Origin of the sequence: Metasolibacillus sp. FSL K6-0083, from assembly GCF_038630865.1 — a bacterium.
Taxonomy (GTDB): domain Bacteria; phylum Bacillota; class Bacilli; order Bacillales_A; family Planococcaceae; genus Metasolibacillus; species Metasolibacillus fluoroglycofenilyticus.
In genome coordinates this window covers 3,071,454-3,097,881 of sequence record NZ_CP152046.1, presented here as the reverse complement: position 1 = coordinate 3,097,881, position 26,428 = coordinate 3,071,454, and the positions used below count along the sequence as shown (strand labels likewise).

Below are 26,428 nucleotides of genomic sequence, written 5' to 3'. Positions count from 1 at the left end.
AATTTCGCCTGCCGTGTATCATTTTTCGGCAGGCGTTTTGCCTTTTAGCATGATAATTTATTAATAATTCCGTAAAATACTAAATCCTCGTACTTCCCATCCTTTATAATATGGTCCTTTAATATGCCTTCTTGCCTCATCCCAATCTTCTCCATTACTTTCCCTGAAGCTGGATTTGTTGCAAAATATCTCGCAAACACTTTGTGCATCTTTTTTTCTTTAAATGCAAATTGCACGATTGCCTGTGCTGCCTCTGTTGCATAGCCTTTTCCCCAATACGGCTCGCCAATCCAATAAGCAAGCTCACCTTGATTAAAATGTTTATTATGCGACAAAGCAATCGCTCCATATAACTCCCTTGTTTCCTTATCCGTTACCGCTAATTCGTAAGATCGGTCCTCTACAAAATTCTCATAATGATACTCAATCCACGTTAGCGCATCCTCTATCTTATATGGATGCGGCAAATACAAGGTGCTTTTATAAATATTATAATTATCGCACAGGGTCGCTACACGCTCCGCATCTGTTTTGTCAAATAACCTCAGAACAAGCCTATCTGTTGTTATTGTCATCATTTCTCGATTGTATTCCATTAAAATTCCCCCTATTCATGACACAAACTGTATGACTATTCTAACTTTTCACGCACAAAAAAACCATCTCTTATTTAATATTAAATAAGGGATGGTTTTTGAATTGTATTAAGTTTTCAGAATTGTTTGCGTGCCAGGCACTTACATCATGCCAGGCATTCCGCCCATACCGCTCATATCAGGCATTCCACCGCCTGCACCTGCTGGCTCCGGAATATCTGCTACTACTGCTTCAGTTGTCAAGAACAGGGCCGCTACAGATGCTGCATTTTGTAGTGCTGAGCGAGTTACTTTTGCTGGGTCTACTACGCCTGCTTCAACCATGTTTACCCACTCGCCTGTTGCTGCGTTGAAGCCGATGCCTACTTCTTCGCGTTTTAGGCGGTCAACAATAATTGAGCCTTCTAAGCCCGCGTTTTCAGCAATTTGGCGTACTGGTTCTTCTAATGCACGTAAGATGATTTTCACGCCTGTTGCTACATCGCCTTCTACTCCGTCTAATACTTTTTCAACCGCGCTGTAAACATTTAATAATGCAGTACCTCCACCAGAAACAATACCTTCTTCAACTGCTGCACGCGTTGAGTTTAATGCGTCCTCGATACGTAGTTTACGCTCTTTTAATTCTGTTTCTGTTGCAGCACCAACTTTAATTACTGCTACACCACCAGCTAATTTTGCTAAGCGCTCTTGTAATTTTTCTTTATCGAATTCTGAAGTTGTGTCTACAAGCTGTGCACGAATTTGACCAACGCGTCCTTCGATTGCTGCAGAGTCGCCTGCACCCTCAACGATTGTTGTGTTATCTTTTGATACAACAACTTTTGCCGCGCGACCTAAAGATGTCATATCAGCTGATTTTAAATCTAAGCCTAAGTCTTGTGTAATTACTTGAGCGCCAGTTAAAATCGCGATATCTTCTAGCATCGCTTTACGACGATCGCCAAAGCCCGGTGCTTTAACAGCTACCACATTAAATGTACCACGTAATTTATTTAATACTAATGTTGCTAATGCTTCACCTTCAACATCTTCCGCGATAATTAACATCGGGCGACCTTGTTGTACTACTTGCTCTAATACAGGTAAAATCTCTTGAATATTGGAGATTTTTTTATCAGTAATTAAAATAAATGGATTATCTAATACGGCTTCCATTTTGTCTGTGTCTGTTACCATATAGTGAGATGCGTAGCCGCGGTCAAATTGCATACCCTCTACAACATCAAGCTCTGTTGTGAAGCCTTTTGATTCTTCGATTGTAATAACACCATCGTTACCAACACGTTCCATTGCATCAGCAATATATTGACCAATTTCTTCATCTGATGAGGAAATTGCTGCTACTTGTGCAATCGCTTCTTTATTTTCTACTGGACGAGAAATTGATTGAAGCTCTGTTAATGCTGCTGCTACCGCTTTATCAATACCTTTGCGAATACCTACAGGGTTTGCACCAGCCGTTACGTTTTTCAAGCCTTCGCGAATCATCGCCTGCGCTAATACTGTTGCCGTTGTTGTACCATCACCAGCAATTTCATTTGTTTTTGATGCTACTTCTGCTACAAGCTTTGCACCCATGTTTTCATATGGATTTTCAAGTTCGATTTCTTTTGCAATTGAAACACCGTCATTTGTAATTAAAGGTGAGCCAAATTTTTTCTCCAATACAACATTACGCCCTTTTGGCCCTAATGTTACCTTTACTGCATTTGCTAATTTATCTACACCTTGAAGCATTAATGAACGTGCTTCTTCTGCGAATTTAATGTCTTTTGCCATTATCAAAAAACCTCCTGAAAATAATTATCCATTCGTGTTATATGCTGCTGTTTGCCAGCTCATTACTCATTCATATGCGAGGCAAGCATCCACTTGCCCGCCCCTAACTCTCTTTAAAAGCAGTTTTTAATTAACCAATAATAGCCAATACGTCACTTTCGCGTAAAATTAAGTACTCTTTACCGTCATATTTTACTTCAGTTCCTGAGAATTTTGAGAAGATAATTTCGTCTCCCTCTTTCACATCAAGTTCAACGCGTGCACCGTTATCTAATACACGGCCTGTCCCAACTGCTACTACTTTACCAGTTTGTGGTTTTTCCTTTGCCGAGTCTGGTAAAACGATACCGAATGCCGTTTTTTCCTCTACCTCAACTAGTTCGATAATGATACGATCACCTAATGGTTTTAACAAGTGAAACAACCTCCTACAAAATATTAAATCTTTGGATTTATTAGCACTCATTCATATGGAGTGCTAACACACTTACTATATTAAATAATCTATAAATTTTTTGCAAGTAAGAACTACAAAAAATTTTCAATTCTCTTGAACTTCCTCTACAATAAAGAAAGCATACCGTATTATAGTTACAGAAAGTAGGTTTTATGCACGTGACTTCTATTCGTTCAACAAAATTCAAAACACAAAAAACAGCACTCTATTTATTGCTGGTATACATTGTTGCTCAATTATCAAGCCTTGTTCTATTTATTCCAGGTACTAAAGACTTTTTCCTAAGTTTTGTATCCGCTTCAGAACATAAGAGTTTTGTTTTAGCCGCTTGGTGGAACACAATCGCTTTTCTGATTGCTTTAGTTATTATGATGTTCCTAATTCGACGTGATAAAAATTTCTTTACTATTTTTAAAGGACAACGCGCTTCAGTTGGTTTCACAATTGGATGGGGCGTTATCGGTGTTTTTTTAGCATTTTTAGGCCAGATTGTCGCTTCGCTAATTGAAGTTTATTTGCTAGGCATTGAAGCAGGCTCTGACAATACAGCATTAATTATGGATATTACTCGCATTGCGCCAGTTATGATTATCACTTCAGTATTATTAGCCCCTATTTTAGAGGAGCTCATATTCCGACGTGTCATTTTCGGCTCACTCATCCAAACACAAAACTTTTGGATTGCTGCATTAATTAGTGCACTTGTTTTTGCTGTTATTCATCGAGATTTACCGCATCTATTAGTATACACAGTGATGGGGCTGATTTTTTCATTTTTATACTATAAAACAAAACGCCTATTAGCACCAATCATTGCACATATGGCGATGAACGGCTTAGTTACACTAGCCCAATTAAACATAGATAAAATACAACAAATGACAGATTCTCTTCCAAAATAAAAGAAGACACTAAAAAGTCGATTTGTCACAATAACTGTGATATGAACTGCACCCAAATTTTTAGACGCAACTAACAATCGGAGGTGCAGTTCAATACAAATCGACTTTTTTAAATACGAGGAAAAGTATGATTTATAATCAATTATGCCTTGGTGTAATTGCCTGTAACTATCCAAGACAACAGCTCCTCTTTTAAATATAATGGAAAAACCTTCACTTTACGCTAAGAAACAGTCACTATAGCTAGTGTTTATCACGTTTTCAAGGAAACTCTTCCCCATTTTAATTAGCTATATCCTTGATGAAGTATCATAAGAAAACGTCCGAAAAGCAGTGCTTTATCTGCTTTTCGGACGCTCTCCTCTTATCATTTATTCATCTCTTCCATTTGTCGGCGCTGTTCTGCTAACAGTGCCTCCACTTGTATTTGCTGTGTCGCCTCTTGCTCTTCGCGTTGGCGCTGCTCCTCTGCTGCTAAAAACTTCTTATAGCCTATTTTCGAAATGACGATGCTCACCTCATATAAAATAAATAATGGAATCGCAACAATTAAATTCGAAATAAAATCAGGTGGCGCTAAAATTGCTGCAAGGACAAACAGCACAAAATAAGAGTATTTACGGAATTTCACCATTAATGCTGGATTCAAAATACCGATGCGCGCTAAAAATAACGTCACAACTGGCAATTGAAAAATAACACCAAAAGGTAAAGTCAGTGTTAATAAAAAAGAGAAAAAATTATCAATCCCTAACGTTGGCTGAATTTCTAAGCTATTCGATAAGTTCATCATAAAACGCATGACATACGGAAATAGCACGAAATAAGCAAAGGCTATCCCTATCAAAAATAAGAGAAATGAATAAGGGATATATTTGAGCGTCGCCTTGCGCTCCGTTTCAAGCAAGCCGGGTGTAATAAACGACCATAGCTGATAAAGCAAGATAGGTGACGTGAAAATAAACGCCACAATAAACATCACCTTTAAAAATACCGCTAACGGGTCTGTCGGTGCAAAGGCATTTAATGTAAATTGAGCTGCCTCATCGCTCGCTTGAATAAATTTAATAATGGGCTCTGTTAAAAAAAAGCTACCTACAAGCGCCAAAACAAAGAAGAACGCCGTAACAACAAGGCGACTTCTTAATTCTTCAATATGCTCTATGACAGTCAGTTCTTTTGGATTCATATATAAGACATCCTTAACTTACTTAACATTATCGTTATCTTTATGTTCAATAACTTTCTTTTTATCGTCATCATCGTCTGCCAAGCCTTTAGTTGCTTGTCTGAACTCGCGAAGTGTAGAGCCCATCGCCTTACCAAGCTCTGGAAGCTTCTTCGGTCCAAAAATTAGGATGGCAACAACACCGATAATAACAAGGCTTACTGGTCCAATCGCATTCAAATGGATTACCATTACGCCACCTCCTCTATATGTACATTTTAACGTATTATGCCCCATTTTGCTAATACATTACTTGTGAATTATTTGCGTCAATTACGTATTAAATAAATGAGTGCCTGCAATTCTACGGACAAATCAATATTCATTAATTTCATCGATTCGGGCACATTTAATCGTATCGGCGTAAAATTTAAAATGCCTTTTGCATTCATTTGTGCTAAACGGTCTGCCATTGCCTGTGCAGAGCGTGCCGATACAGTTAATATCGCTAATTCCGCATTATATTTCTCGTACATTTCCTCTAAGCGATCAGGGTGAAATACCGGAATACCACTAATTTCTGTTCCCTCCTGTGGCGCTTTTGAGTCAAAGGCTACAACAATACGTGTATTATGGTTTTTTTGAAAATTATATTTTAAAAAGGCATTTCCTAAATTTCCCACTCCGATTAATGCGACATTCGTTGCTTCATCTTGATCAAGTGTTTCTCTAAAAAACTGCAATAAATGCTGAACATCATAGCCATAGCCTTTTTTGCCAAGTGCACCAAAATAAGAAAAATCTCTGCGTATCGTTGCAGAATCTATTTTCATCGCTTCACTAAGCTCTTGCGATGATACGCGTTGTTTTCCTTCATTCGCAAAGTTTTGTAAAAATCGGTAATATAAAGGAAGCCTCTTCGTAGTTGCTTGTGGAATTTTCGTTTCTTTGCTCACACACAATCCTCCTGCAATCTAGTTCGAAGTCGTTTTCATCTTACTAGACATGGACGAATAAGTAAAGTATCCATCATTGCGCCAAGCATGCGTATCTATTACACTAAAAGCATGAACTGAGGTGTAACTATGATTGTTTTACAAGTAAATCAACTATATAAATCATTTATTACGGATGAAATATTAAGCGGCGTTAAGCTAGAAGTACAGCATCGTGACCGTGTTGCACTTGTTGGACGCAACGGTGCTGGCAAATCCACTTTATTAAAAATTATCGCAGGGCAAATGTCTTATGACTCTGGTGAAATCATTATTCCAAAGGATATTAAAATCAGCTATTTAGAGCAGCATGCTGGTCTTGATTCAGAATTATCGATGTGGGATGAAATGATGACCATTTTCACCACACTACAGCAAATGGAACAAAAGCTCCGCGCCTTGGAGCAGCAAATGGCTGAACCAACTGTTTATGAAAATCAAGAAGCCTATGCAAAACTAATAGCTGAATATGACCAATTGCAGCACGATTTTAAGGATGCTGGTGGCTATCAATATGAGGCGGATACACGCTCTGTTCTTCATGGTATGCAGTTTTATCCCAAGGACTATCAGAAGTCAATTCGCTCCTTATCTGGTGGACAGCGTACGCGTTTAGCCTTAGCTAAGCTGCTTTTATCAAAGCCTGATTTGCTCATTTTGGACGAGCCGACAAACCACTTAGATATCGAAACACTAGCATGGCTTGAAAATTACTTAAAAGGGTATGATGGTGCAATTTTAATCGTTTCACATGACCGTTACTTCCTAGACCAAGTCGTCTCCATTGTTTACGAAGTATCGCGTACACGCGTGGCGAAATACGTAGGTAATTACAGCGCATATTTAGATGAAAAAGCTAAAAACTATGAGCGTGATATGAAAATGTATGAGCGACAGCAAGATGAAAAAGCTAAGATGGAGGCGTTTATCCAAAAAAATATCGCCCGTGCATCTACAACGAAAATGGCACAAAGCCGTCGTAAAATGCTAGAGCGTACAGATTGGTTAGAAGCTCCCGATGGCGATGAAAAATCAGCTAGTTTCGGCTTCACAATTGATAAGCAAAGCGGCAATGATGTGCTGGCAGTGGATGCACTTGCTGTCGGCTATCAAAACAAGTTGATTTCTCGCAATAACCAGCTACGTTTGTTCCGCGAAGACCGCGTCGCACTTGTTGGCCCAAATGGTGTCGGTAAATCTACTTTATTAAAAACAGTTGTAGAAGATTTACAGCCACTTGCTGGTGAAATTCGCTACGGTACAAACGTCCAAATCGGCTACTATGACCAAGAGCAGGCAAAACTAAACTCCAATAAAACGGTGCTACAGGAGCTTTGGGATGAATGGCCATTAATGAACGAAAAGGATATTCGTACAGTGCTTGGGCGCTTTTTATTTAGCGGAGATGATGTAGGAAAACCTGTTAATGCTTTATCAGGTGGCGAAAAAGCGCGCTTAGCCCTTGCCAAACTAATGATGCAAAAAGCTAACTTCCTTGTGCTAGATGAGCCGACAAACCATTTAGATTTAGATAGTAAGGAAATTTTGGAAAATGCTTTAATTGATTACCCAGGCACTTTGTTATTTGTATCACATGACCGCTATTTTATTAATCGCATTGCGACAAAGGTCATCGAGCTATCAGCAGACGGCTCTTTCGAATACTTAGGTGATTATGATTACTATGTTGAGAAAAAGCAAGAATTAGCTGAGCTTACTGCAATGAAAGAATCCTCAACAGTGGAGGTAGCAGTTGCAACAAAAATTTCAACATCTACAATTGATAAGGATGCAAAGAAACGCGAGCGGCAAATCCGCCGTCAATTAGAAGAACTTGAAAGTAAAATGGCAGCATTTGATGAACAAATTGCTGCTTTAGAAGAACAGCTATGTGATCCTACCATTTTTTCTGACCATGAAAAGGCATTTGAAGTACAAACCGAGTTAGACGCTGTAAAAGAAAATCACGAAATGCTCGAAATGGAGTGGCTTGAGCTCAGTGAGGAGCTTGAAAATTTATAAAAAAGATGTCGTCTGAAAAGTCATTTTGAGACGACATCTTTGCGAAGTGGATAGTGATAATTTATTGCTATTACCACGTTTTAGCAAATATTTAATATAGAAGTAAGGGCTATCCGAGAACATGTACACTTTTCGGACAGCCCCTTTATTTTACCCTTCTTAATGGCTTTCTATATTTTAAATCACGATAAGCGCCATACGTGCCGTATGCCCAGCCAAAAAATAGCGTAATAGCTGCTGCAATTAGCAGATTCAAAATATTAGCATAAGACTTTCTCGCACGAAATAGCCGGTAGCTCCCTATACGAATACTCTCAAACAATTTTTCAATATCGCTTCGTCCATAAACGAGCGCTAGAGGATAACAAGTAATTGCTACAAAAATAAGTAAGGTTGAGAATGAATATAAAATATAAGTACCGAATACAGTGATACTAAGTAGCCACAAGATAATACTTGCTAAAATCGCACCAAAAATTAACAGCATAATCATTGCACGTTTATTTTGCTTCGACAATAGATTCCCCCCTCTATTTACACATTTGCTTTCTATTTTATCATGATTCAGTAATGTTTACTGCGACGAAGTAATCGCAGGAGCTAAATTCTTTTGTACCTAAAGCGTAGCGAAACCCCTGTCCCCTATAGATAGTGAGGTAAATGTTTCACTTACTTTCAACTCAACAAATATACTAACATTTGCTAAATCAAAATAAGCCTCTTGCAGTTATTACAGATTTCAAACTAAATGTAATTACCCAAAGCATAATTGATATTACATATATATTGGTCAATATACAAATTTCGATAAAATTTGCCCACAATTTTATTCACATTTAAAGTGTAGTCATATCAACATATCAACAGACTTTTCCACATTGTCCACAATTAAAATTAAATTTTTCCACATCACTATGAGGAAAACCACATACTATATATTGATAAATCACAACTTACCCACAAGTTATCCACAAATTGTGCATAAGTACGAATGTTCTTATTGACATTTTGCATTTTTCCACTTACAGCCTGTGGATAATTTTCAGAAAACTTAAACGTTTTATACAATGCTACATTCTAAGCAATTCGACAACAAGAAACAATATACTTTTACATTATGCTAAAATGCAATTAAAAATGACTTGAAGGAAAGACCAATTAAAGGTAACTAAAAAATTAGTATTTTCAATCTATAAAACAATTCTTCTAAATGGCTTGTATTTCAATCCAAAAGAAAAAAGTTGTCTGAAAGCGGCACGCTAGCCTGCTTCTGGACAACTCTTTCTTGTAGTAGATTCAGTAGGGAGGGTGTCGCATTGTGCAACAATGGCTAACTTGCCCATAAAGCGGAATTTATACATCATTGCGCTAACACTGAATTAATTTTACAACCAGCTTTTTAATTCCATACCAGGACGGCCGTTCATCATCATGTTTCCACGCACCCCAGCTTCATACATTTTCGCACCTGCTGCTCCAATCATTGCCGCATTATCTGTACAAAGCTTTAATGGTGGCACATAGAACGGAATTCCTTCCTGCTTAAAGGCTTGTTCAAGCGCAGAACGCAAGCCTTTGTTGGCAGCAACACCACCTGCCGCAATCACTTGTCTTACATTAAATTCACGTGCTGCACGCAATGTTTTCGTCGTCAATACTTCTACTACGCTATCTTGAAAGCCTTTTGCTACATGGGCTGCTATAATCTCTTCATTGCGTTGATTCATATTATGCTTATAGTTAATAACCGCAGATTTCAACCCGCTAAAGCTAAAATCGTAGCTCCCCTCCTCTAACCAAACACGTGGGAAGGATACTGCTTCTTCTGTCTCATGTGCCAAACGATCAATATGTGGCCCACCCGGATATGGTAAATTCAGCACACGTGCCACTTTATCATATGCCTCACCAGCTGCATCGTCACGTGTCTCACCAATTAGCTCGAAATGACCATGCTCCTTCATATACACAAGTTCCGTATGACCACCCGACACAACGAGTGCAATTAATGGGAACTGCATTGGCTGTACTAACGCATTCGCATAAATATGTCCCGCAATGTGATGAACACCTACAATCGGTAGCTCGTGTGCCCATGCAAATGCCTTCGCCGCATTAATGCCAATTAATAATGCCCCTACAAGCCCAGGGCCTTCCGTAATTGCGACCGCTGTTAGTGCACTTGGTTGCAAATCAGCCTGCAGTAACGCTTCCTCAATAACGAGTGTCACTTGCTCGACATGGTGACGTGAAGCAATTTCAGGTACAACGCCACCGAAGCGTTTATGGCTATCAATTTGCGACGCTACAATATTTGATACAATTTCTGTTCCATTTTTAATAATTGCAGCTGCCGTTTCATCACAGCTTGTTTCAATTGCTAATATATATTGATTTTCCATTTATAATTTCACCCACATGACAAGAGCATCCTCTTGATTATCAGTATAATATCCTTTTCTCAGGCCCCCACCTTGGAAGCCTAGCTTATAATATAAATTTTGCGCTACAATATTCGACACGCGCACTTCCAAGCTCATTGTTTCCATATTCGCTTCGCGTGCCACACGCATTGCCTCACGCATTAAACCTTCTCCAATTTTTCTTCCGCGTGCTGACTCAACTACTGCTACATTTGTAATTTGCGCTGCATCAATCACAAGCCAACTTCCACAAAAGCCTAGAATCTCACCATTTTCCTCAGCCACTGTGTAATAAGCAAATTGATTTTCTGTCATTTCGTAGTAAAAGGAATCTAACGTCCATGGTGTCGGAAATGCAGCAACCTCAATCGCATACACAGCTTCAACATCTGCTATTGTCATTTTGCGATATTGCACCATTGTCTATTTGCTCTCCTTTTGCTCTTTCAGCCAATTTGCCTCCGCCTCTGCAATACGACGATATTTCGGTACGAAGGAATGCGTCGCTGAAATATCTGGTAATTCCTTTTCCATCGCTAATGCAACGAGCTCTGATGCACGTGGCAAGCGCAAAGTAAATGGAGCAAAAATGGCTTGCTTTCCTAGAGCTTGTTCAATTTGCTCCTTATAAAAAGCCACATCCTCACCGATAAATAGCACGCTTTCCTTATATTTTTTTACTTGCTCGAATAAGCTTTCAATAGAATAATGACCATCCTCCAATAGCATCTCGGATGTTTGACCACGATAAAGTGCTGCATAGACATGCCGGCGTCTTGCATCAAACAAAGGGCATACAATACCATTAAATAGCCGCCCATTAGCAGCTAGCACTTGTAAGCTTGATACACCAACCAATGGCTTTTGCATTGTCCATGCCAATGTTTTTGCTAGCGTCACGCCGATACGTACGCCTGTATACGCTCCTGGTCCTTCAGATACTGCGATTGCATCAATTGCTGTAGGCTGAATGGATACTTTAGCACAGAGCTCCTCAATTGCAGGCATCGCACCTGCCGAATGTGTTATTTTAAGATGCTGAACTATTTCTGCTAGTATTTTCCCATCTTGTACTAATGCAATTGATAACGGTGCATTTGCTGTTTCAATTCCTAACCAAATCATTTTATTAACTCCTCACAAAGCTCGACATAACGAGCACCCACCGGCTCCAAAATAAATAATCTTTCGTGCTCCCCGATTCGCTTAATTGTAATTGCTAAGCGCTCTTTCGGCAAATCCTCTTTGATTAAATGCGCCCACTCTACAACTGTGACAGCATCGCCATAAAAAATTTCCTCCCAGCCTAAATCTTCATCGCTATCCGCTAAACGATAAACATCTAAGTGGTTTAAAGGCAATCGACCCTCGTATTGCTTCATAATTGTAAACGTCGGGCTATTCACTGTCCTCTTTATACCTAACCCTTTTGCTAATGCCTGTGTAAAAGTTGTTTTACCAGCTCCTAGGTCGCCCTCTAAGGTGATTGTATATTGTGGCTCTAATCGTTGTGATAATGCATGTGCGAATTGCTCTGTTTCATGTAATGATTGTATATGCTTTTCAAATTTCATATTATTATCCTTCCCGAAAATACATTATCCTTAGTTTACTCGAATACGAAAAAATGTTCAAAATTTCTACATGCTAAAGGGCTGTCTGAAAAGGATGTACCTTTCAGACAGCCCAGTTTCTAAAATCAATTACGCCTATGTGTAATTGATTTCAGTTTTTTTGAGGCTGTTTGGTTTGGTGGAAGTTGACCTAAAAGCATCACGTCCTGTGACATCCACTGAAAGTAAGATAACTCTGTACCTGTCGCCTTACCGTCGTTACAAAAATAATTTGGTTCCTAGCGAAATTGTCACTATCCTCGTCACAAAATGACTTTTCGGACGGCCTCTTTCATCGTGTTGAATGCCCTCGTAATTCAAGTACCTTTTTCTCAACAAGTCGGTCATTTTGAAAATGTATTTCGTAAGCTTGTGTTAATCTATCTTCATCTTGCCAAATGTATATACCTTCTTTTTGAAGTGTACCTATACCTTTTGCTGTATTTACAACATCGAGATAGCTCATGCCTTCCTCTAGCTGATTAAATTCCTGCTCACTCATATATTTTTGCCATATATATGCGTTAGAATCTTCTATATCAATTAGCTTTCCTTGTTCATAGGCCGCACAACTGCTTAAAACGAGCGCAATAGCCAACACGCCACTAAATTTCTTTAGCATACGCCTCACCCCCGACACTCTATAACAATACATACCCATTACGAACAATTCAAAAACAAATATTTCGACAAAATTCGAGCGGTTCATAAAATAAAAAAAGCCTTTATAAGCCTATACTGCTTATAAAAACTATATAAATGGCGGTCCCGACCGGGATCGAACCGGCGATCTCCTGCGTGACAGGCAGGCATGTTAACCGCTACACCACGGGACCAATTTATTAATCTATTTTATCGACATTTAATATATTAACATTATTTATTATCTTTTTCAATCGTTTGTTTTAAAAATACACCTCTTATTTTAGAAGAGGCGTATTTTTGGCCAACCCATTAAAAATTGCTGTGCCCGAGCTCTGCCAATTGCAATTAACTCTTCTTTCATGTCATCATCCATAGTAAACTGTGTGGCACTATATTCCTCCACCGGAATAAAAATAATATTTCGTTCATGCCTTCTCGATATATAACGCTGATCATGTGCATCTTTCATTGTGGCGAAAAGCGACTCAAATAATTGTAGCCCATTATTAATTTTTCTAGACTGTTGATGCTCTGCACTTGAACTAAGTTTAATCCCTAGTAAAGGCCGTATTCTTTTCCCATTGCGATTATCAAATATCCAAAAAGGAAAATTACTTAACACACCACCATCTACTATAACCGATTCATTATTCCTTACTTTTAAAATTACAGGTTCAAAAAAGAATGGAATGCTACAGCTCATTCGCAAAGCACGTGCCACGGAAAAACTGTTAGCATCAATTCCATAGCTAATTAAATCATCTGGCAACACAATCATTTTCCCATTCGACAAATCTGAAGCAACCACTTTCAATGACCCTGGAGGCAAATCTGAAAATGTATAAATATTGCGATTTGCTAGTTTTTTATAAAACCATTTTTCTAACGCAATTCCACGATATATGCCAAGATGTCGATATACATTAAGCCACTTTAAAAATGGAAAATTGAATAATGTTCTGCGACTATCTAAAAGCGACGTTAAATTTAATTCATCTAATAGCTGCTCTATTTCCTTGGCACTATAGCCCGCTGCAATAAATGCCGCCATAATTGCCCCCGCACTAGTCCCCGCTACCCGTTTAAAGCGATAGTTTTGCTCTTCTAAAACTTGATATGCCCCAACTAAAGCAAAGCCCTTCAAGCCTCCACCAGAAAAAACGCCATCAATTAGCATTATTCTCCTCCTACCTTATTGTAGGTCCATTCATCTAAAAATATTACTCTATGTAAAAAAAACAGAGATGTTTTGCTAAAAGAACACTCTTATCCTAATAAAATTTAAAAAGCTGGTGAGAAATAGGGCTGTTCGAAAAGGGTTTAGCTTTACGAACAGCCCCATTAGAGATTTGTTCCTTCGATAGTCACAATGAATTATCACTGTCCTCATCGCAAAAGACGTGTCTTATAAATAGCTTTTTAGACACGTCTTTTCCTATCATCTTTATTTTATTATTGTTCAACTTCCTCTTCAGTCACATCTTCTACTTTCGGAGGCATAACTGTAACAAGTGTATAATCATCTTCTGAGAGTATTTTAAAGTTGACTTGCTCTCGAATATCTACTACCGCAATCGAACTACCAATAGTTAAATGTGAGATATCGATTTCGATAGATTCTGGAATATCAGCAGGCTTCACAAATATTCTAACCGTTAAGTTGGGTTGCATTAAAATGCCTCCCTCTTTCACGCCAGAAGATTCGCCTATTAATGTGATTGGTACATCTACTTCCAATTCATAATCCATATTAATTGCTTGGAAATCAACGTGAGTAATAGTATTCTTTAATGCGCAACGCTGTACTTCACTTATAACAGCATTCATACTTTGTTCATCTACCGCTAACTTAAAAATATTATTTAAGCCACTTCCAACAATCATTTTCGAAACCTTTTTTGCATCTACAAAAATCGGTGTCGTTTCTGTTTGATAGCCATAGACAACTGCTGGCACCCCGCCATTTTTTCGAATCTCACGCAAAATAGCCTGAGATCCTACCTTACGTTTTGTAGCTTGTAAAACAATACTCATACTTCCTCAATTCCTTCCAATATATTTTTCGGCTAATTGTTTTAAACAATCAATCGACTTGAGCATGTGATTTCTCAATCACATACTAAACCCTTACCTCAAATAAAAAAGAAACAACCCCAGTAATCTTTACTGGAAAAAGAAGTGAAAGTTTATTTATGCAAGCATTAAAGAAACTACACTTTCCATTATAGGCGATTTTTAGTATAAAGCAAACTTACCGCTTTCCCTATAACTTTCCAGTCAATCTATCTGACTAAAAACATAAGGTAATTGAATATTTTATGTACCCCAAAACAGGATTTAAGTAAAATGATTGTCCTTAAAGATGCTTCTTCAAGTCTTTTACATTTATAAATGTATTTTAAGATTCTATCAGTAAGTTTCGTGGTTCTATCAGTAACATTAGCAGCTCTAACAGTAAGTCGCCAAAATAGCATCTGAAAAGCCGCGCAGTTACGGCATTTTGAACGCTAATGATTGTTGTTTGCCTAGCAAAAGTCTGCTAAAGCAACAGTTCTTCTAAGTGAAATGCTAAAAATTTTCTTGCAATACGTCACCTAAAATAAAAGGTGTGCCTTTCAGATAACTTTTATTAATAAAAAGTGACAGCCGATAGTTTAAATTTATTTATAATAGGCTCCCAGCGGTTCGTTATTCCATGTTTTTCGAAGTTTATTCCATGTTTTTATGAGTTTATTCCACGTTTTTCAACTTTTATTCCATGTTTTCTGAGATTTATTCCATGTTCGCCCTTTTTCTTCTTGGTAACTTCCTTTTTTCCATACAAAAAAACCACTGATTCCTCAGTGGTTTTGATTGCGAAGCAATGTCCTACTCTCACAGGGGGCACCCCCAACTACCATCGGCACTTCAACGCAGCACAGCTGAGCCGCGGATTCCTTCGTTGTCCGCGTCGCTTGCGGTGCTCATGTGCGATGCACATTCCGCTCCGCGCTCCTTAGCGCCTCGGACTCCTTGTTAAAAATTAGGTTCAACGTCAAATGTTGGGGTGAGGTAAAATTCACGTCACCCCAAATGAACCCCGATATTTCTATACCGAATGTTTAATAAGATTTTTGCTTTGAAGTGATCGAAACGCCGAAAGCCATATGCGTTGCGTTTCATCACTTTTGTTCTGTTGTTAATGCCTTCTAAAAATCCATTGGAATAAGGGAAGTTAAAACTGTTCAAAATCTCTACCTGCCAGTTTCTAAAAGTTTTAATGGCCTTTAAAAACGCATGAATCTGCTTCGTTTCCACTTCCTGATAAAATACTTCTAACCGCCTTTTTACTTCTACTACATTTTCTGCTGTTTTAGCCCAGTCAAACCATTCGCAATAAGCTTCTTTCAGTTCGTATGCCTGCCGTAATTCTTCAGACATCCCCAAATAACGGTCCACATACCAGCGTTCTTTTCGGGTCAGTTTAGATGCCCGTTTATAGAGCACATGACGCATCCGCTTACACTTCTTCCGGTCATATGCGTGCCATTCCTTCTGCACTTTTCGCCGTACCTCATCCAACGCCCAGTAGATGTACCGGCAATAGTGGAACCGGTCTGCAATGATGACGGGCCGACTCAATGCTTTTTTGACTGCTGCTTTGAAGCTTGGATTCATGTCCATCACCACCAGCTCCACGCCCTGACCATATTGGCGCAGATAGTCCTGAATCGTTTCTTTCCGCCGGTTGGGTAGGATATCAAGCGGCTCCCGGGTTTTTGCATCCGCAATGATCAGTTGGAATTTTCCTTCGTCTGTATCTCCTTTATATTCATCAATCGCAATGGCTTTCGGCAGGCGCACGCCTTCTGCCATATGCGTTTTTGCGGCTGACTGAAAGCGGCGGATGATGGTGGAACTAGAGGCGCCGAGAACCTCACCGGCTTCTTTAAACGTCTTGGCTTTCACGGAGCGCACCTGTGCCACCTGATTCCATTCCTTTGTGAAGCGCTGATACCTTTCCACAAATGGAGCGTGTTCAGAGAACCTTTTTCCGCAAGAACACGCATAACGGCGCCGTCTGTAAAACAGGCAAGTCAACCGTTCAAACCACTTCAAATGCTTGACTTTCTGCATGCGGTAATCATGGATTTTCTGTGTAGTTTCCCCGCAGTTCGGGCAGCGATGAGGTTTTTTAGGAAGAGACACATAAAGGCAAGTCCGCTCTCCAAGCTCCTCCACCTTCTCGATAATAACTCCTTTTAATCCAGGGATATTCATGATAAAATTCATATGCACGTCTCACCTTTCTCTTACTTGTTTCTCAACAATTCAAGTATAAAAGAAATCGGTGAGTACGTGTCTTTTTTTATCCAAATTGTGTGTACACCCCAACAAATATTATAGAACCAAAAATTAAGCCATTGTTTGCCTCCGATTACGCGCCGAGCCGACCTTCGGTCTTTGGTAGTTGGCGGCTTCTTTTCCATATAAAAAAACCACTGAGAAATCAGTGGTTTGTTGTTGCGAAGCAATGTCCTACTCTCACAGGGGGAAGCCCCCAACTACCATCGGCGCTAAAGAGCTTAACTTCCGTGTTCGGTATGGGAACGGGTGTGACCTCTTTGCCATCATTACTTCACTTGCACATGGATGTGCTGGCGTCTACGTTACCACAGGATGTGGTGCTTTTAGCAGACGTTCCTTACTCGGCTTCCAATCTACTGCGCTACTCTTCGTCAACTGCACTCGCTCATTCAGTCATGTACTTTAGTACATTCCTTCAATCGCTCCATTGTTTCCTCGATTAGCTTGTATCTTGAAATCCTTATTTTTAGAAAGAGTTTGTTCTTTCAAAACTGGATAAACGAACATTGAAACAAGTTTTAATTGTGGTTAAGTCCTCGATCGATTAGTATTCGTCAGCTCCATGTGTCGCCACACTTCCACCTCGAACCTATCTACCTCATCGTCTTTGAGGGATCTTACTTACTTGCGTAATGGGAAATCTCATCTTGAGGGGGGCTTCATGCTTAGATGCTTTCAGCACTTATCCCGTCCATACATAGCTACCCAGCGATGCCGTTGGCACGACAACTGGTACACCAGCGGTATGTCCATCCCGGTCCTCTCGTACTAAGGACAGCTCCTCTCAAATTTCCTACGCCCACGACGGATAGGGACCGAACTGTCTCACGACGTTCTGAACCCAGCTCGCGTACCGCTTTAATGGGCGAACAGCCCAACCCTTGGGACCGACTACAGCCCCAGGATGCGATGAGCCGACATCGAGGTGCCAAACCTCCCCGTCGATGTGGACTCTTGGGGGAGATAAGCCTGTTATCCCCGGGGTAGCTTTTATCCGTTGAGCGATGGCCCTTCCATGCGGAACCACCGGATCACTAAGCCCGTCTTTCGACCCTGCTCGACTTGTAGGTCTCGCAGTCAAGCTCCCTTGTGCCTTTACACTCTACGAATGATTTCCAACCATTCTGAGGGAACCTTTGGGCGCCTCCGTTACCTTTTAGGAGGCGACCGCCCCAGTCAAACTGTCCGCCTGACACTGTCTCCTACCCCGCTAAGGGGCACGGGTTAGAATTTCAATACAACCAGGGTAGTATCCCACCGACGCCTCCTTCGAAGCTGGCGCTCCGAGATCTCTGGCTCCTACCTATCCTGTACAAGTTGTACCAAAATTCAATATCAAGCTACAGTAAAGCTCCACGGGGTCTTTCCGTCCTGTCGCGGGTAACCTGCATCTTCACAGGTACTATAATTTCACCGAGTCTCTCGTTGAGACAGTGCCCAGATCGTTACGCCTTTCGTGCGGGTCGGAACTTACCCGACAAGGAATTTCGCTACCTTAGGACCGTTATAGTTACGGCCGCCGTTTACTGGGGCTTCAATTCATAGCTTCGCTTGCGCTAACCACTCCTCTTAACCTTCCAGCACCGGGCAGGCGTCAGCCCCTATACGTCACCTTACGGTTTTGCAGAGACCTGTGTTTTTGCTAAACAGTCGCCTGGGCCTATTCACTGCGGCTCTCATGCGCTTGCACGCTCAAGAGCACCCCTTCTCCCGAAGTTACGGGGTCATTTTGCCGAGTTCCTTAACGAGAGTTCTCTCGCACACCTTAGGATTCTCTCCTCGACTACCTGTGTCGGTTTGCGGTACGGGTACCTCCCACCTCGCTAGAGGCTTTTCTTGGCAGTGTGAGATCAGGAACTTCGTCCATACGGACTCGTCATCACAGCTTGGCGTTAGAGTGTGCGGATTTGCCTACACACACGCCTTACTGCTTGAACAGAGACAACCAACGCTCTGCTTACCCTACCCTCCTGCGTCCCCCCATTGCTCAAACGGTGGGGAGGTAGTACAGGAATATCAACCTGTTATCCATCGCCTACGCCTATCGGCCTCGGCTTAGGTCCCGACTAACCCTGAGCGGACGAGCCTTCCTCAGGAAACCTTAGTCATACGGTGGACAGGATTCTCACCTGTCTTTCGCTACTCATACCGGCATTCTCACTTCTAAGCGCTCCACCAGTCCTTCCGGTCTGACTTCAACGCACTTAGAACGCTCTCCTACCACTGACATCGTAGATGTCAATCCACAGCTTCGGTGAATCGTTTAGCCCCGATACATTTTCGGCGCAGTGTCACTCGACCAGTGAGCTATTACGCACTCTTTAAATGATGGCTGCTTCTAAGCCAACATCCTGGTTGTCTAAGCAACGCCACATCCTTTTCCACTTAACGATTACTTTGGGACCTTAGCTGGTGGTCTGGGCTGTTTCCCTCTTGACTACGGATCTTATCACTCGCAGTCTGACTCCCGTGTATAAATATCCGGCATTCGGAGTTTGTCTGAATTCGGTAAAGCGAGATGCCCCCCTAGTCCAAACAGTGCTCTACCTCCGGTATTCTCCATCACGAGGCTAGCCCTAAAGCTATTTCGGAGAGAACCAGCTATCTCCAGGTTCGATTGGAATTTCTCCGCTACCCACAGCTCATCCCCGCACTTTTCAACGTACGTGGGTTCGGGCCTCCAGTAAGTGTTACCTTACCTTCACCCTGGCCATGGGTAGATCACCTGGTTTCGGGTCTACGACAACGTACTCCTTCGCCCTATTCAGACTCGCTTTCGCTGCGGCTCCGCTTTCTCAGCTTAACCTTGCACGTTATCGTAACTCGCCGGTTCATTCTACAAAAGGCACGCTATCACCCATTAACGGGCTCTAACTACTTGTAGGCACACGGTTTCAGGTTCTCTTTCACTCCCCTCCCGGGGTGCTTTTCACCTTTCCCTCACGGTACTGGTTCACTATCGGTCACTAGGGAGTATTTAGCCTTGGGAGATGGTCCTCCCGGATTCCGACGGAATTTCACGTGTTCCGCCGTACTCAGGATCCACTCTGGAGGGAATGAACTTTCGACTACAGGGCTTTTACCTGCTCTGGCGGACCTTTCCAAGTCGCTTCGTCTACTTCATTCCTTTGTAACTCCGTATAGAGTGTCCTACAACCCCAAAGAGCAAGCTCTTTGGTTTGGGCTTTTCCCGTTTCGCTCGCCGCTACTCAGGGAATCGAATTTTCTTTCTCTTCCTGCAGGTACTTAGATGTTTCAGTTCCCTGCGTCTGTCTTCCATACGCTATGAATTCACGTATGGATACTATGCCATTAAACATAGTGGGTTTCCCCATTCGGAAATCCCCGGATCAAAGCTTACTTACAGCTCCCCGAGGCATATCGGTGTTAGTGCCGTCCTTCATCGACTCCTAGTGCCAAGGCATCCACCGTGCGCCCTTAATAACTTAACCTATTCAGCTTTCAATACACATCGTATGACTGCGTCAGCTTCATTCACTCTGTCAGTCACGTACTTAGGTACGCTCCTTCCATCGCTCAATCGCTTCCTTGTCCTACTCGTGTCTTGAAACCTTCATGTTAGTTACAACTTATCTCATAAAAGAAATAAGATTTAAGAACTTACACGATCAATTACTTGATCTATTTAAAACTTGTTACTTTCAATGTCGTTTTATCCAGTTTTCAAAGAACAAATAGGCTACCTGTATTTGCTTCCTCGCGTATTTGCGACGAGTAACCGCAGGAGCACACAATAAGAAGTATTCATCCGTTGATGAACCTTCAAAACTGAACAGCAATCCGTGAATGCTATCTCCGTAGGAGATATTCCGAAAATATCCTTAGAAAGGAGGTGATCCAGCCGCACCTTCCGATACGGCTACCTTGTTACGACTTCACCCCAATCATCTATCCCACCTTCGGCGGCTGGCTCCAAAAGGTTACCTCACCGACTTCGGGTGTTACAAACTCTCGTGGTGTGACGGGCGGTGTGTACAAGGCCCGGGAACGTATTCACCGCGGCATGCTGATCCGCGATTACTAGCGATTCCGGCTTCATGTAGGCGAGTTGCAGCCTACAATCCGAACTGAGAACGGTTTTATCGGATTAGCTCCCCCTCGCGGGTTGGCAACCGGTTGTACCGTCCATTGTAGCACGTGTGTAGCCCAGGTCATAAGGGGCATGATGATTTGACGTCATCCCCACCTTCCTCCGGTTTGTCACCGGCAGTCACCTTAGAGTGCCCAACTGAATGATGGCAACTAAGATCAAGGGTTGCGCTCGTTGCGGGACTTAACCCAACATCTCACGACACGAGCTGACGACAACCATGCACCACCTGTCACCGTTGTCCCCGAAGGGAAAACCATGTCTCCATAGTGGGCAACGGGATGTCAAGACCTGGTAAGGTTCTTCGCGTTGCTTCGAATTAAACCACATGCTCCACCGCTTGTGCGGGCCCCCGTCAATTCCTTTGAGTTTCAGTCTTGCGACCGTACTCCCCAGGCGGAGTGCTTAATGCGTTAGCTGCAGCACTAAGGGGCGGAAACCCCCTAACACTTAGCACTCATCGTTTACGGCGTGGACTACCAGGGTATCTAATCCTGTTTGCTCCCCACGCTTTCGCGCCTCAGCGTCAGTTACAGACCAGAAAGTCGCCTTCGCCACTGGTGTTCCTCCAAATCTCTACGCATTTCACCGCTACACTTGGAATTCCACTTTCCTCTTCTGCACTCAAGTTCCCCAGTTTCCAATGACCTTCCCCGGTTGAGCCGGGGGCTTTCACATCAGACTTAAGAAACCGCCTGCGCGCGCTTTACGCCCAATAATTCCGGACAACGCTTGCCACCTACGTATTACCGCGGCTGCTGGCACGTAGTTAGCCGTGGCTTTCTAATAAGGTACCGTCAAGGTGCCGCCAGTTACTACGGCACTTGTTCTTCCCTTACAACAGAGTTTTACGATCCGAAAACCTTCTTCACTCACGCGGCGTTGCTCCATCAGGCTTTCGCCCATTGTGGAAGATTCCCTACTGCTGCCTCCCGTAGGAGTCTGGGCCGTGTCTCAGTCCCAGTGTGGCCGATCACCCTCTCAGGTCGGCTACGCATCGTTGCCTTGGTGAGCCATTACCTCACCAACTAGCTAATGCGCCGCGGGCCCATCCTGTAGCGATAGCAGAACCATCTTTCAACTTTAAAACATGTGTTTCAAAGTATCATTCGGTATTAGCCCCGGTTTCCCGGAGTTATCCCCATCTACAGGGCAGGTTGCCCACGTGTTACTCACCCGTCCGCCGCTAGCGTTATTTCGGTGCAAGCACCAAAATAACGCCCGCTCGACTTGCATGTATTAGGCACGCCGCCAGCGTTCGTCCTGAGCCAGGATCAAACTCTCCATAAAAAGAATTTGAGTAAGCTCAAATTTGTATCTGTCGCTTCGCTTTCGATACATTAAAACATTTGCTGGCATCTTCATTCGATGTCCAAAATTGTGTTTCATCTATTCAATGAAACTTTATTCATTCACGTCTTGCTTGTTCAGTTTTCAAGGTTCATTTTACTCTATCGACACAAACATTACCGACAGTTATTAAATCTTAACATATCGTTCGTTTATTTGTCAACACTTTTTTTGGAGCGGGTGATGAGAATCGAACTCACGACATCAGCTTGGAAGGCTGAGGTTTTACCATTAAACTACACCCGCATATTTTTTTGGCGCGCCCGACAGGAGTCGAACCCATAACCTTCTGATCCGTAGTCAGACGCTCTATCCAATTGAGCTACGGGCGCTAAATTATTATCTTACTTGGTGCGGCCGAGAGGACTTGAACCTCCACGGGGTTGCCCCCACTAGGCCCTCAACCTAGCGCGTCTGCCATTCCGCCACGACCGCGTTCAACTTCCTATTTAAGTTTACTCTATATAAATAAGTTGAAAATGGTGAGCCATGAAGGACTCGAACCTTCGACCCTCTGATTAAAAGTCAGATGCTCTACCGACTGAGCTAATGGCTCGTGAAATGGCTGGGGTACTAGGATTCGAACCTAGGCATGACGGAATCAAAATCCGTTGCCTTACCGCTTGGCTATACCCCATCGAAATGGCGGTCCCGACCGGGATCGAACCGGCGATCTCCTGCGTGACAGGCAGGCATGTTAACCGCTACACCACGGGACCTTAAATAATTCAAATGTAAAATGCAAATGGTGACCCGTACGGGATTCGAACCCGTGTTACCGCCGTGAAAGGGCGGTGTCTTAACCACTTGACCAACGGGCCATTGGCTCCGAAGGCAGGGCTCGAACCTGCGACCAACCGGTTAACAGCCGGTTGCTCTACCACTGAGCTACTTCGGATTAATTGTTATTCAATCAGCAATAACCTTGCCGACTTTTTCTATTATAGACACCTTATTTCTTATAGTCAACATTTTTTATATATTTTTCGAAAATAATTTTTTGTTTGATTGAAGTAATAAATTTTTTTCAATTATAAACGATTAATTAGCAATTAATCAACACATTCGCCACCGCTACTCAGTATAGATTATTTATGTTAAGCAAATCGCGCCTCGACATTTGCTACAGCAATAGGATTTTACATTGACTTTTCTTTTTCTTCTATATAATTGTCCACAGTCAAGACAGCGATAATGATAATAAGTTATTTTGCCGTTTTCTTCCTTTTCAATTGTGGAGCAAAAACGAGGAGCCCCTACTTGTTTTAATAGGTTACGAAAATCTGCATCCCGATGTTGATAGCCTTTACCTTGGATATGTAAATGATAGTGACAAAGCTCATGCAAAATAATCCCGGTTAACTCATCGATACCAAAGTACTCATAATAACGTTTATTTATTTCGATATTATGACTATGTAGCATATAGCGCCCCCCTGTCGTTCTTAGGCGTGAATTAAAAGAAGCTTTATGCTGAAAAGGCATTTGGAAATATTGCTGCGATAATTGCTCGACTAATTGCTGCAATTGTGAATCCTCCATCTTTATCACCTCCACAAATTCATATAATCAATGTCAACTTAGCGTAATTATATTTGACTAACTTCGTTTTAAGCACATCTCATGAAATTTATGGCATCCGCCGGAGGCTTTAACTTCTTTCAGCTCGCCACCTATTGAGGTGGAAGATTTCTGTACCCGTCGCTACAAAATATTTTCCTGAAAGAAGTTAAGCAATGAAAAGAACTGTCAAGAAAGCTGTTCATTAGCCATGTTTTCTGTGACGAATAATTGCCAGATGTGTACTTTCTAGGTGCTCTCTTCTAACGGTTTATTATATGCTTTGCTGTGGTGGTAGCATTGTTAAAGAAATGCGCCCCTTGTCTACTTCTACCCTTTCTACCCAAACTGTCACAATATCCCCAAGTGCAACAACTTCAAGCGGGTGTTTGATTCGGCGTTTTTGCAATTTGGATATGTGTACAAGACCATCCTGCTTAACACCAATATCTACAAAGGCACCGAAATCAACTACATTTCGTACCGTTCCTTGTAATTCCATTCCTACTTTTAAATCTTCCATTTGTAAAACATCTGTTTTTAATAATGGCTGAGGGAATGCATCACGTGGATCACGGGTAGGCCTCATTAGTGTATCTACTAAATCCTTTACTGTTACTTCTCCGATATTTAAGGCTTCACTTATTTCCTCAATCGAAAGCGTTGAAATTGCATGTTCAGCCTTTTCAGTCCCTACATCCTTCTTCGTCAAGTTTGCCATTTGTAAAATTTGCTCTGCTAACGCATAGCTTTCAGGATGGATGCCCGTTGCATCAAGCGGGTTTTTAGCATCTACAATACGTAAAAAACCGATTGCCTGCTCATAAGTTTTAGCACCGAGGCGAGGAATTTTCTTCAATTGTGCACGTGAAGTAAATTTCCCACTTTCGCTACGCGCATTGACAATATTTTCTGCAACCGTTTTTGATAAGCCCGACACATACTGCAACAGGGATGCTGATGCTGTATTAACGTCTACCCCTACTTGGTTTACCGCTGTCTCCACTATAAATGTTAAGGATTCCGCTAGTTGTTTTTGCGATACATCATGCTGATATTGTCCAACTCCTACTGCCTTTGGTTCGATTTTCACTAGCTCTGATAATGGGTCTTGTAAGCGGCGTGCGATGGATACCGCGCTGCGTTGCTCAACTTGTAAGTCGGGGAATTCTGCACGTGCTACATCAGATGCTGAGTATACCGAGGCGCCTGCCTCGTTGACAATAACATACGCTATATCTGTTGTCTCCCGCTCCTTTATTACATCTGCAATGAATTGCTCTGTTTCACGTGAGGCAGTACCGTTTCCTATCGCAATAATCCCAATCGGATAACGGTCTAGTATTTCATTAACTACTTTTTTCGATTTGGCAACATCAGGCTTTGGCGGATGTGGATAAATCACTGTCACTTCTAACATTCTTCCCGTTTCATCTACAACTGCTAGCTTACAGCCTGTGCGATAAGCAGGGTCAACGCCAAGAACCATTTTGCCGCGCATCGGTGGCTGCAACAATAAATTCCGCAAGTTTTCTGCAAAAATATGAATCGCCTGCGCCTCCGCCTTTTCAGAAAGCTCATTGCGCAACTCCCTTTCAATAGAGGGCTGAATTAAACGTTTATAGCTGTCAGCAATCGCCTCCTTTACTTGAGCGATAGAAGAACATGAACGATTCTTTGGAATCCATTCGTTTTCCATTATTTGCGTTGCACGCTCTACTGGCACAACAATCGATACTTTTAATATCTCTTCTTTTTCCCCGCGATTAATCGCTAAAATACGGTGCGGAACGATGCGATTAATTGGCTCCTCGTAGCTGTAATACATTTCAAAAACATGCTTTTCATCCTTAGCTTCGTTTTTGCTTGCTGTTTCAATTTTCCCCTCACGCCATGAAAGTTTGCGCAAACGCTCTCGAATCGACGCGTCATCTGCAAAGCGTTCCGCTAAAATTGCACGGGCCCCTGCCAAAGCATCTTCAACAGTCAACACCGCCTTTTCTTCATTTACAAAGTTTTGTGCTTGTTCCTCTATATCGCTATTTGTAAATTGCATCATCAAATCTGCAAGTGGTTCTAAGCCGCTCTCCTTAGCAATCGTCGCCTTCGTTCTGCGCTTTTGTTTATATGGTCGATATAAATCTTCTATACGTTGAAGAACTGTTGCAGTTTGAATTGCATGCTGCAATTCTTCTGTCAGCTTACCTTGTTCATCAATTAAGCGTAATACCTCTTCTTTTCTTTTTTCAAGCTGTTGGATATATTGATAACGGTCGTCAATTGCTTTAATTTCCACTTCATCTAAAGAGCCAGTTGCTTCCTTTCGGTAACGGGCAATAAACGGTACGGTATTGCTATCTTCAAGTAACTTGATAACCGCTTCTACTTGATGTGGTAAGACGTTTGTGTCTGCTGCAATTAGCTTAAACATTTGTTTGTTGTCCAAATTGATCACGT

At 41.8% G+C, this 26,428-nt stretch carries 19 protein-coding genes, 9 tRNA genes and 3 rRNA genes; 2 read left to right on the top strand and 29 right to left on the bottom strand.

Translation table 11 applies throughout. The features are described from left to right. Positions 1 to 44 precede the first annotated feature (44 nt). The 3 genes from MHB51_RS14565 to groES all read right to left on the bottom strand — a co-directional run bounded on the left by MHB51_RS14565 (position 45) and on the right by groES (position 2,793). The gene (locus MHB51_RS14565; RefSeq protein WP_342471802.1) at positions 45 to 596 is read right to left on the bottom strand and encodes a GNAT family N-acetyltransferase; all 552 of its coding nucleotides are present in this window, start codon (positions 594 to 596) and stop codon (positions 45 to 47) included. 141 nt (positions 597 to 737) lie between these two features. Further along, positions 738 to 2,378 (bottom strand): chaperonin GroEL, encoded by a 1,641-nt coding sequence (groL, locus tag MHB51_RS14560; RefSeq protein ID WP_066165724.1) that lies wholly within the window; start codon positions 2,376 to 2,378, stop codon positions 738 to 740. Between the two features lie 130 nt (positions 2,379 to 2,508). Continuing rightward, entirely contained in the window at positions 2,509 to 2,793 is a 285-nt protein-coding gene (gene groES / locus MHB51_RS14555) for a co-chaperone GroES (protein ID WP_066165722.1), read from the bottom strand. A gap of 194 nt (positions 2,794 to 2,987) precedes the next feature. Here groES and MHB51_RS14550 point away from each other — a divergent pair, with 194 nt between their 5' ends. After that, entirely contained in the window at positions 2,988 to 3,737 is a 750-nt protein-coding gene (locus MHB51_RS14550; RefSeq protein ID WP_342558448.1) for a type II CAAX endopeptidase family protein, read from the top strand. 367 nt (positions 3,738 to 4,104) lie between these two features. Here MHB51_RS14550 and tatC read toward each other — a convergent pair whose 3' ends face one another. The 3 genes from tatC to MHB51_RS14535 all read right to left on the bottom strand — a co-directional run bounded on the left by tatC (position 4,105) and on the right by MHB51_RS14535 (position 5,861). Beyond that, positions 4,105 to 4,926, bottom strand: coding sequence for a twin-arginine translocase subunit TatC (gene tatC, locus MHB51_RS14545; protein WP_066165719.1), 822 nt, complete (start codon positions 4,924 to 4,926; stop codon positions 4,105 to 4,107). Between the two features lie 18 nt (positions 4,927 to 4,944). Continuing rightward, positions 4,945 to 5,157 carry a twin-arginine translocase TatA/TatE family subunit gene (locus MHB51_RS14540; protein WP_042479204.1) on the bottom strand — a complete coding sequence of 71 codons (213 nt, stop codon included), beginning with the start codon at positions 5,155 to 5,157 and terminating at the stop codon, positions 4,945 to 4,947. Positions 5,158 to 5,234: 77 nt separating this feature from the next. After that, positions 5,235 to 5,861, bottom strand: a complete 627-nt coding sequence (locus tag MHB51_RS14535) for a redox-sensing transcriptional repressor Rex (RefSeq protein ID WP_066165716.1) — start codon at positions 5,859 to 5,861, stop codon at positions 5,235 to 5,237. A gap of 129 nt (positions 5,862 to 5,990) precedes the next feature. Here MHB51_RS14535 and MHB51_RS14530 point away from each other — a divergent pair, with 129 nt between their 5' ends. Next, on the top strand, positions 5,991 to 7,922 hold the full coding sequence (locus MHB51_RS14530) for an ABC-F family ATP-binding cassette domain-containing protein (RefSeq protein ID WP_342558447.1): 1,932 nt from the start codon (positions 5,991 to 5,993) through the stop codon (positions 7,920 to 7,922). Between the two features lie 145 nt (positions 7,923 to 8,067). On the opposite strand, the gene MHB51_RS14525 is transcribed toward MHB51_RS14530, so the two are convergent. The 23 genes from MHB51_RS14525 to MHB51_RS14415 all read right to left on the bottom strand — a co-directional run bounded on the left by MHB51_RS14525 (position 8,068) and on the right by MHB51_RS14415 (position 26,417). Then, positions 8,068 to 8,439, bottom strand: a complete 372-nt coding sequence (locus tag MHB51_RS14525; RefSeq protein ID WP_066165710.1) for a hypothetical protein — start codon at positions 8,437 to 8,439, stop codon at positions 8,068 to 8,070. Between the two features lie 868 nt (positions 8,440 to 9,307). Next, positions 9,308 to 10,324 carry a tRNA (adenosine(37)-N6)-threonylcarbamoyltransferase complex transferase subunit TsaD gene (gene tsaD, locus MHB51_RS14520; RefSeq protein ID WP_342558446.1) on the bottom strand — a complete coding sequence of 339 codons (1,017 nt, stop codon included), beginning with the start codon at positions 10,322 to 10,324 and terminating at the stop codon, positions 9,308 to 9,310. Then, positions 10,325 to 10,765: a ribosomal protein S18-alanine N-acetyltransferase gene (rimI, locus tag MHB51_RS14515; protein WP_342558445.1), complete on the bottom strand. Its 441-nt coding sequence runs from the start codon at positions 10,763 to 10,765 to the stop codon at positions 10,325 to 10,327. 3 nt (positions 10,766 to 10,768) lie between these two features. Further along, on the bottom strand, positions 10,769 to 11,470 hold the full coding sequence (gene tsaB / locus MHB51_RS14510; RefSeq protein WP_342558444.1) for a tRNA (adenosine(37)-N6)-threonylcarbamoyltransferase complex dimerization subunit type 1 TsaB: 702 nt from the start codon (positions 11,468 to 11,470) through the stop codon (positions 10,769 to 10,771). Continuing rightward, positions 11,467 to 11,919, bottom strand: coding sequence for a tRNA (adenosine(37)-N6)-threonylcarbamoyltransferase complex ATPase subunit type 1 TsaE (gene tsaE, locus MHB51_RS14505; protein WP_107943723.1), 453 nt, complete (start codon positions 11,917 to 11,919; stop codon positions 11,467 to 11,469). The genes tsaB and tsaE overlap by 4 nt, the downstream gene beginning before the upstream one ends. Before the next feature lie 331 nt (positions 11,920 to 12,250). After that, a complete protein-coding gene (locus MHB51_RS14500; RefSeq protein ID WP_066165693.1) occupies positions 12,251 to 12,580 on the bottom strand; it encodes a hypothetical protein in 330 nt (109 codons plus the stop codon). A 138-nt stretch (positions 12,581 to 12,718) separates the two neighbouring features. Further along, positions 12,719 to 12,794, bottom strand: a tRNA-Asp gene (locus tag MHB51_RS14495). Positions 12,795 to 12,883: 89 nt separating this feature from the next. Further along, complete coding sequence (locus MHB51_RS14490) at positions 12,884 to 13,780, bottom strand: patatin-like phospholipase family protein (RefSeq protein ID WP_066165690.1); 897 nt, start codon at positions 13,778 to 13,780, stop codon at positions 12,884 to 12,886. Positions 13,781 to 14,055: 275 nt separating this feature from the next. Continuing rightward, the gene (locus MHB51_RS14485) at positions 14,056 to 14,637 is read right to left on the bottom strand and encodes a 50S ribosomal protein L25/general stress protein Ctc (RefSeq protein ID WP_066165686.1); all 582 of its coding nucleotides are present in this window, start codon (positions 14,635 to 14,637) and stop codon (positions 14,056 to 14,058) included. Positions 14,638 to 15,666: 1,029 nt separating this feature from the next. Beyond that, complete coding sequence (locus tag MHB51_RS14480; RefSeq protein WP_342558443.1) at positions 15,667 to 16,881, bottom strand: ISL3 family transposase; 1,215 nt, start codon at positions 16,879 to 16,881, stop codon at positions 15,667 to 15,669. Positions 16,882 to 17,108: 227 nt separating this feature from the next. After that, positions 17,109 to 17,224 (bottom strand): 5S ribosomal RNA (gene rrf / locus MHB51_RS14475). 250 nt (positions 17,225 to 17,474) lie between these two features. Then, a 23S ribosomal RNA gene (locus tag MHB51_RS14470) occupies positions 17,475 to 20,402 on the bottom strand. Between the two features lie 394 nt (positions 20,403 to 20,796). Further along, positions 20,797 to 22,351: ribosomal RNA gene (locus MHB51_RS14465) — 16S ribosomal RNA — on the bottom strand. The 16S, 23S and 5S rRNA genes sit together here with 8 tRNA genes alongside, the layout of an rRNA operon. 232 nt (positions 22,352 to 22,583) lie before the next feature. Further along, positions 22,584 to 22,657: transfer RNA gene (locus tag MHB51_RS14460), tRNA-Gly, on the bottom strand. A 9-nt stretch (positions 22,658 to 22,666) separates the two neighbouring features. Further along, positions 22,667 to 22,743, bottom strand: a tRNA-Arg gene (locus MHB51_RS14455). A 17-nt stretch (positions 22,744 to 22,760) separates the two neighbouring features. Further along, positions 22,761 to 22,846, bottom strand: a tRNA-Leu gene (locus tag MHB51_RS14450). A 45-nt stretch (positions 22,847 to 22,891) separates the two neighbouring features. After that, positions 22,892 to 22,967 (bottom strand) — tRNA-Lys (locus MHB51_RS14445). A 6-nt stretch (positions 22,968 to 22,973) separates the two neighbouring features. After that, positions 22,974 to 23,048 (bottom strand) — tRNA-Gln (locus tag MHB51_RS14440). A gap of 6 nt (positions 23,049 to 23,054) precedes the next feature. Next, positions 23,055 to 23,130 (bottom strand) — tRNA-Asp (locus tag MHB51_RS14435). A gap of 27 nt (positions 23,131 to 23,157) precedes the next feature. Continuing rightward, positions 23,158 to 23,232 (bottom strand) — tRNA-Glu (locus MHB51_RS14430). 2 nt (positions 23,233 to 23,234) lie between these two features. Continuing rightward, a tRNA-Asn gene (locus tag MHB51_RS14425) sits at positions 23,235 to 23,309 on the bottom strand. Between the two features lie 194 nt (positions 23,310 to 23,503). After that, the gene (locus MHB51_RS14420; RefSeq protein WP_342471796.1) at positions 23,504 to 23,953 is read right to left on the bottom strand and encodes a SprT family protein; all 450 of its coding nucleotides are present in this window, start codon (positions 23,951 to 23,953) and stop codon (positions 23,504 to 23,506) included. 292 nt (positions 23,954 to 24,245) lie between these two features. Beyond that, positions 24,246 to 26,417 carry a Tex family protein gene (locus MHB51_RS14415; RefSeq protein WP_342558442.1) on the bottom strand — a complete coding sequence of 724 codons (2,172 nt, stop codon included), beginning with the start codon at positions 26,415 to 26,417 and terminating at the stop codon, positions 24,246 to 24,248. Positions 26,418 to 26,428: the final 11 nt, after the last annotated feature.

What these genes read in the sequence shown, in the direction of transcription:
- MHB51_RS14565 (WP_342471802.1), bottom strand. Translation starts at nt 596, where the DNA reads ATGGAATACAATCGAGAAATGATGACAATAACAACAGATAGGCTTGTT.
- groL (WP_066165724.1), bottom strand. Translation starts at nt 2,378, where the DNA reads ATGGCAAAAGACATTAAATTCGCAGAAGAAGCACGTTCATTAATGCTT.
- MHB51_RS14550 (WP_342558448.1), top strand. Translation starts at nt 2,988, where the DNA reads ATGCACGTGACTTCTATTCGTTCAACAAAATTCAAAACACAAAAAACA.
- tatC (WP_066165719.1), bottom strand. Translation starts at nt 4,926, where the DNA reads ATGAATCCAAAAGAACTGACTGTCATAGAGCATATTGAAGAATTAAGA.
- MHB51_RS14540 (WP_042479204.1), bottom strand. Translation starts at nt 5,157, where the DNA reads ATGGTAATCCATTTGAATGCGATTGGACCAGTAAGCCTTGTTATTATC.
- MHB51_RS14530 (WP_342558447.1), top strand. Translation starts at nt 5,991, where the DNA reads ATGATTGTTTTACAAGTAAATCAACTATATAAATCATTTATTACGGAT.
- tsaD (WP_342558446.1), bottom strand. Translation starts at nt 10,324, where the DNA reads ATGGAAAATCAATATATATTAGCAATTGAAACAAGCTGTGATGAAACG.
- rimI (WP_342558445.1), bottom strand. Translation starts at nt 10,765, where the DNA reads ATGGTGCAATATCGCAAAATGACAATAGCAGATGTTGAAGCTGTGTAT.
- tsaB (WP_342558444.1), bottom strand. Translation starts at nt 11,470, where the DNA reads ATGATTTGGTTAGGAATTGAAACAGCAAATGCACCGTTATCAATTGCA.
- tsaE (WP_107943723.1), bottom strand. Translation starts at nt 11,919, where the DNA reads ATGAAATTTGAAAAGCATATACAATCATTACATGAAACAGAGCAATTC.
- MHB51_RS14500 (WP_066165693.1), bottom strand. Translation starts at nt 12,580, where the DNA reads ATGCTAAAGAAATTTAGTGGCGTGTTGGCTATTGCGCTCGTTTTAAGC.
- MHB51_RS14490 (WP_066165690.1), bottom strand. Translation starts at nt 13,780, where the DNA reads ATGCTAATTGATGGCGTTTTTTCTGGTGGAGGCTTGAAGGGCTTTGCT.
- MHB51_RS14485 (WP_066165686.1), bottom strand. Translation starts at nt 14,637, where the DNA reads ATGAGTATTGTTTTACAAGCTACAAAACGTAAGGTAGGATCTCAGGCT.
- MHB51_RS14420 (WP_342471796.1), bottom strand. Translation starts at nt 23,953, where the DNA reads ATGGAGGATTCACAATTGCAGCAATTAGTCGAGCAATTATCGCAGCAA.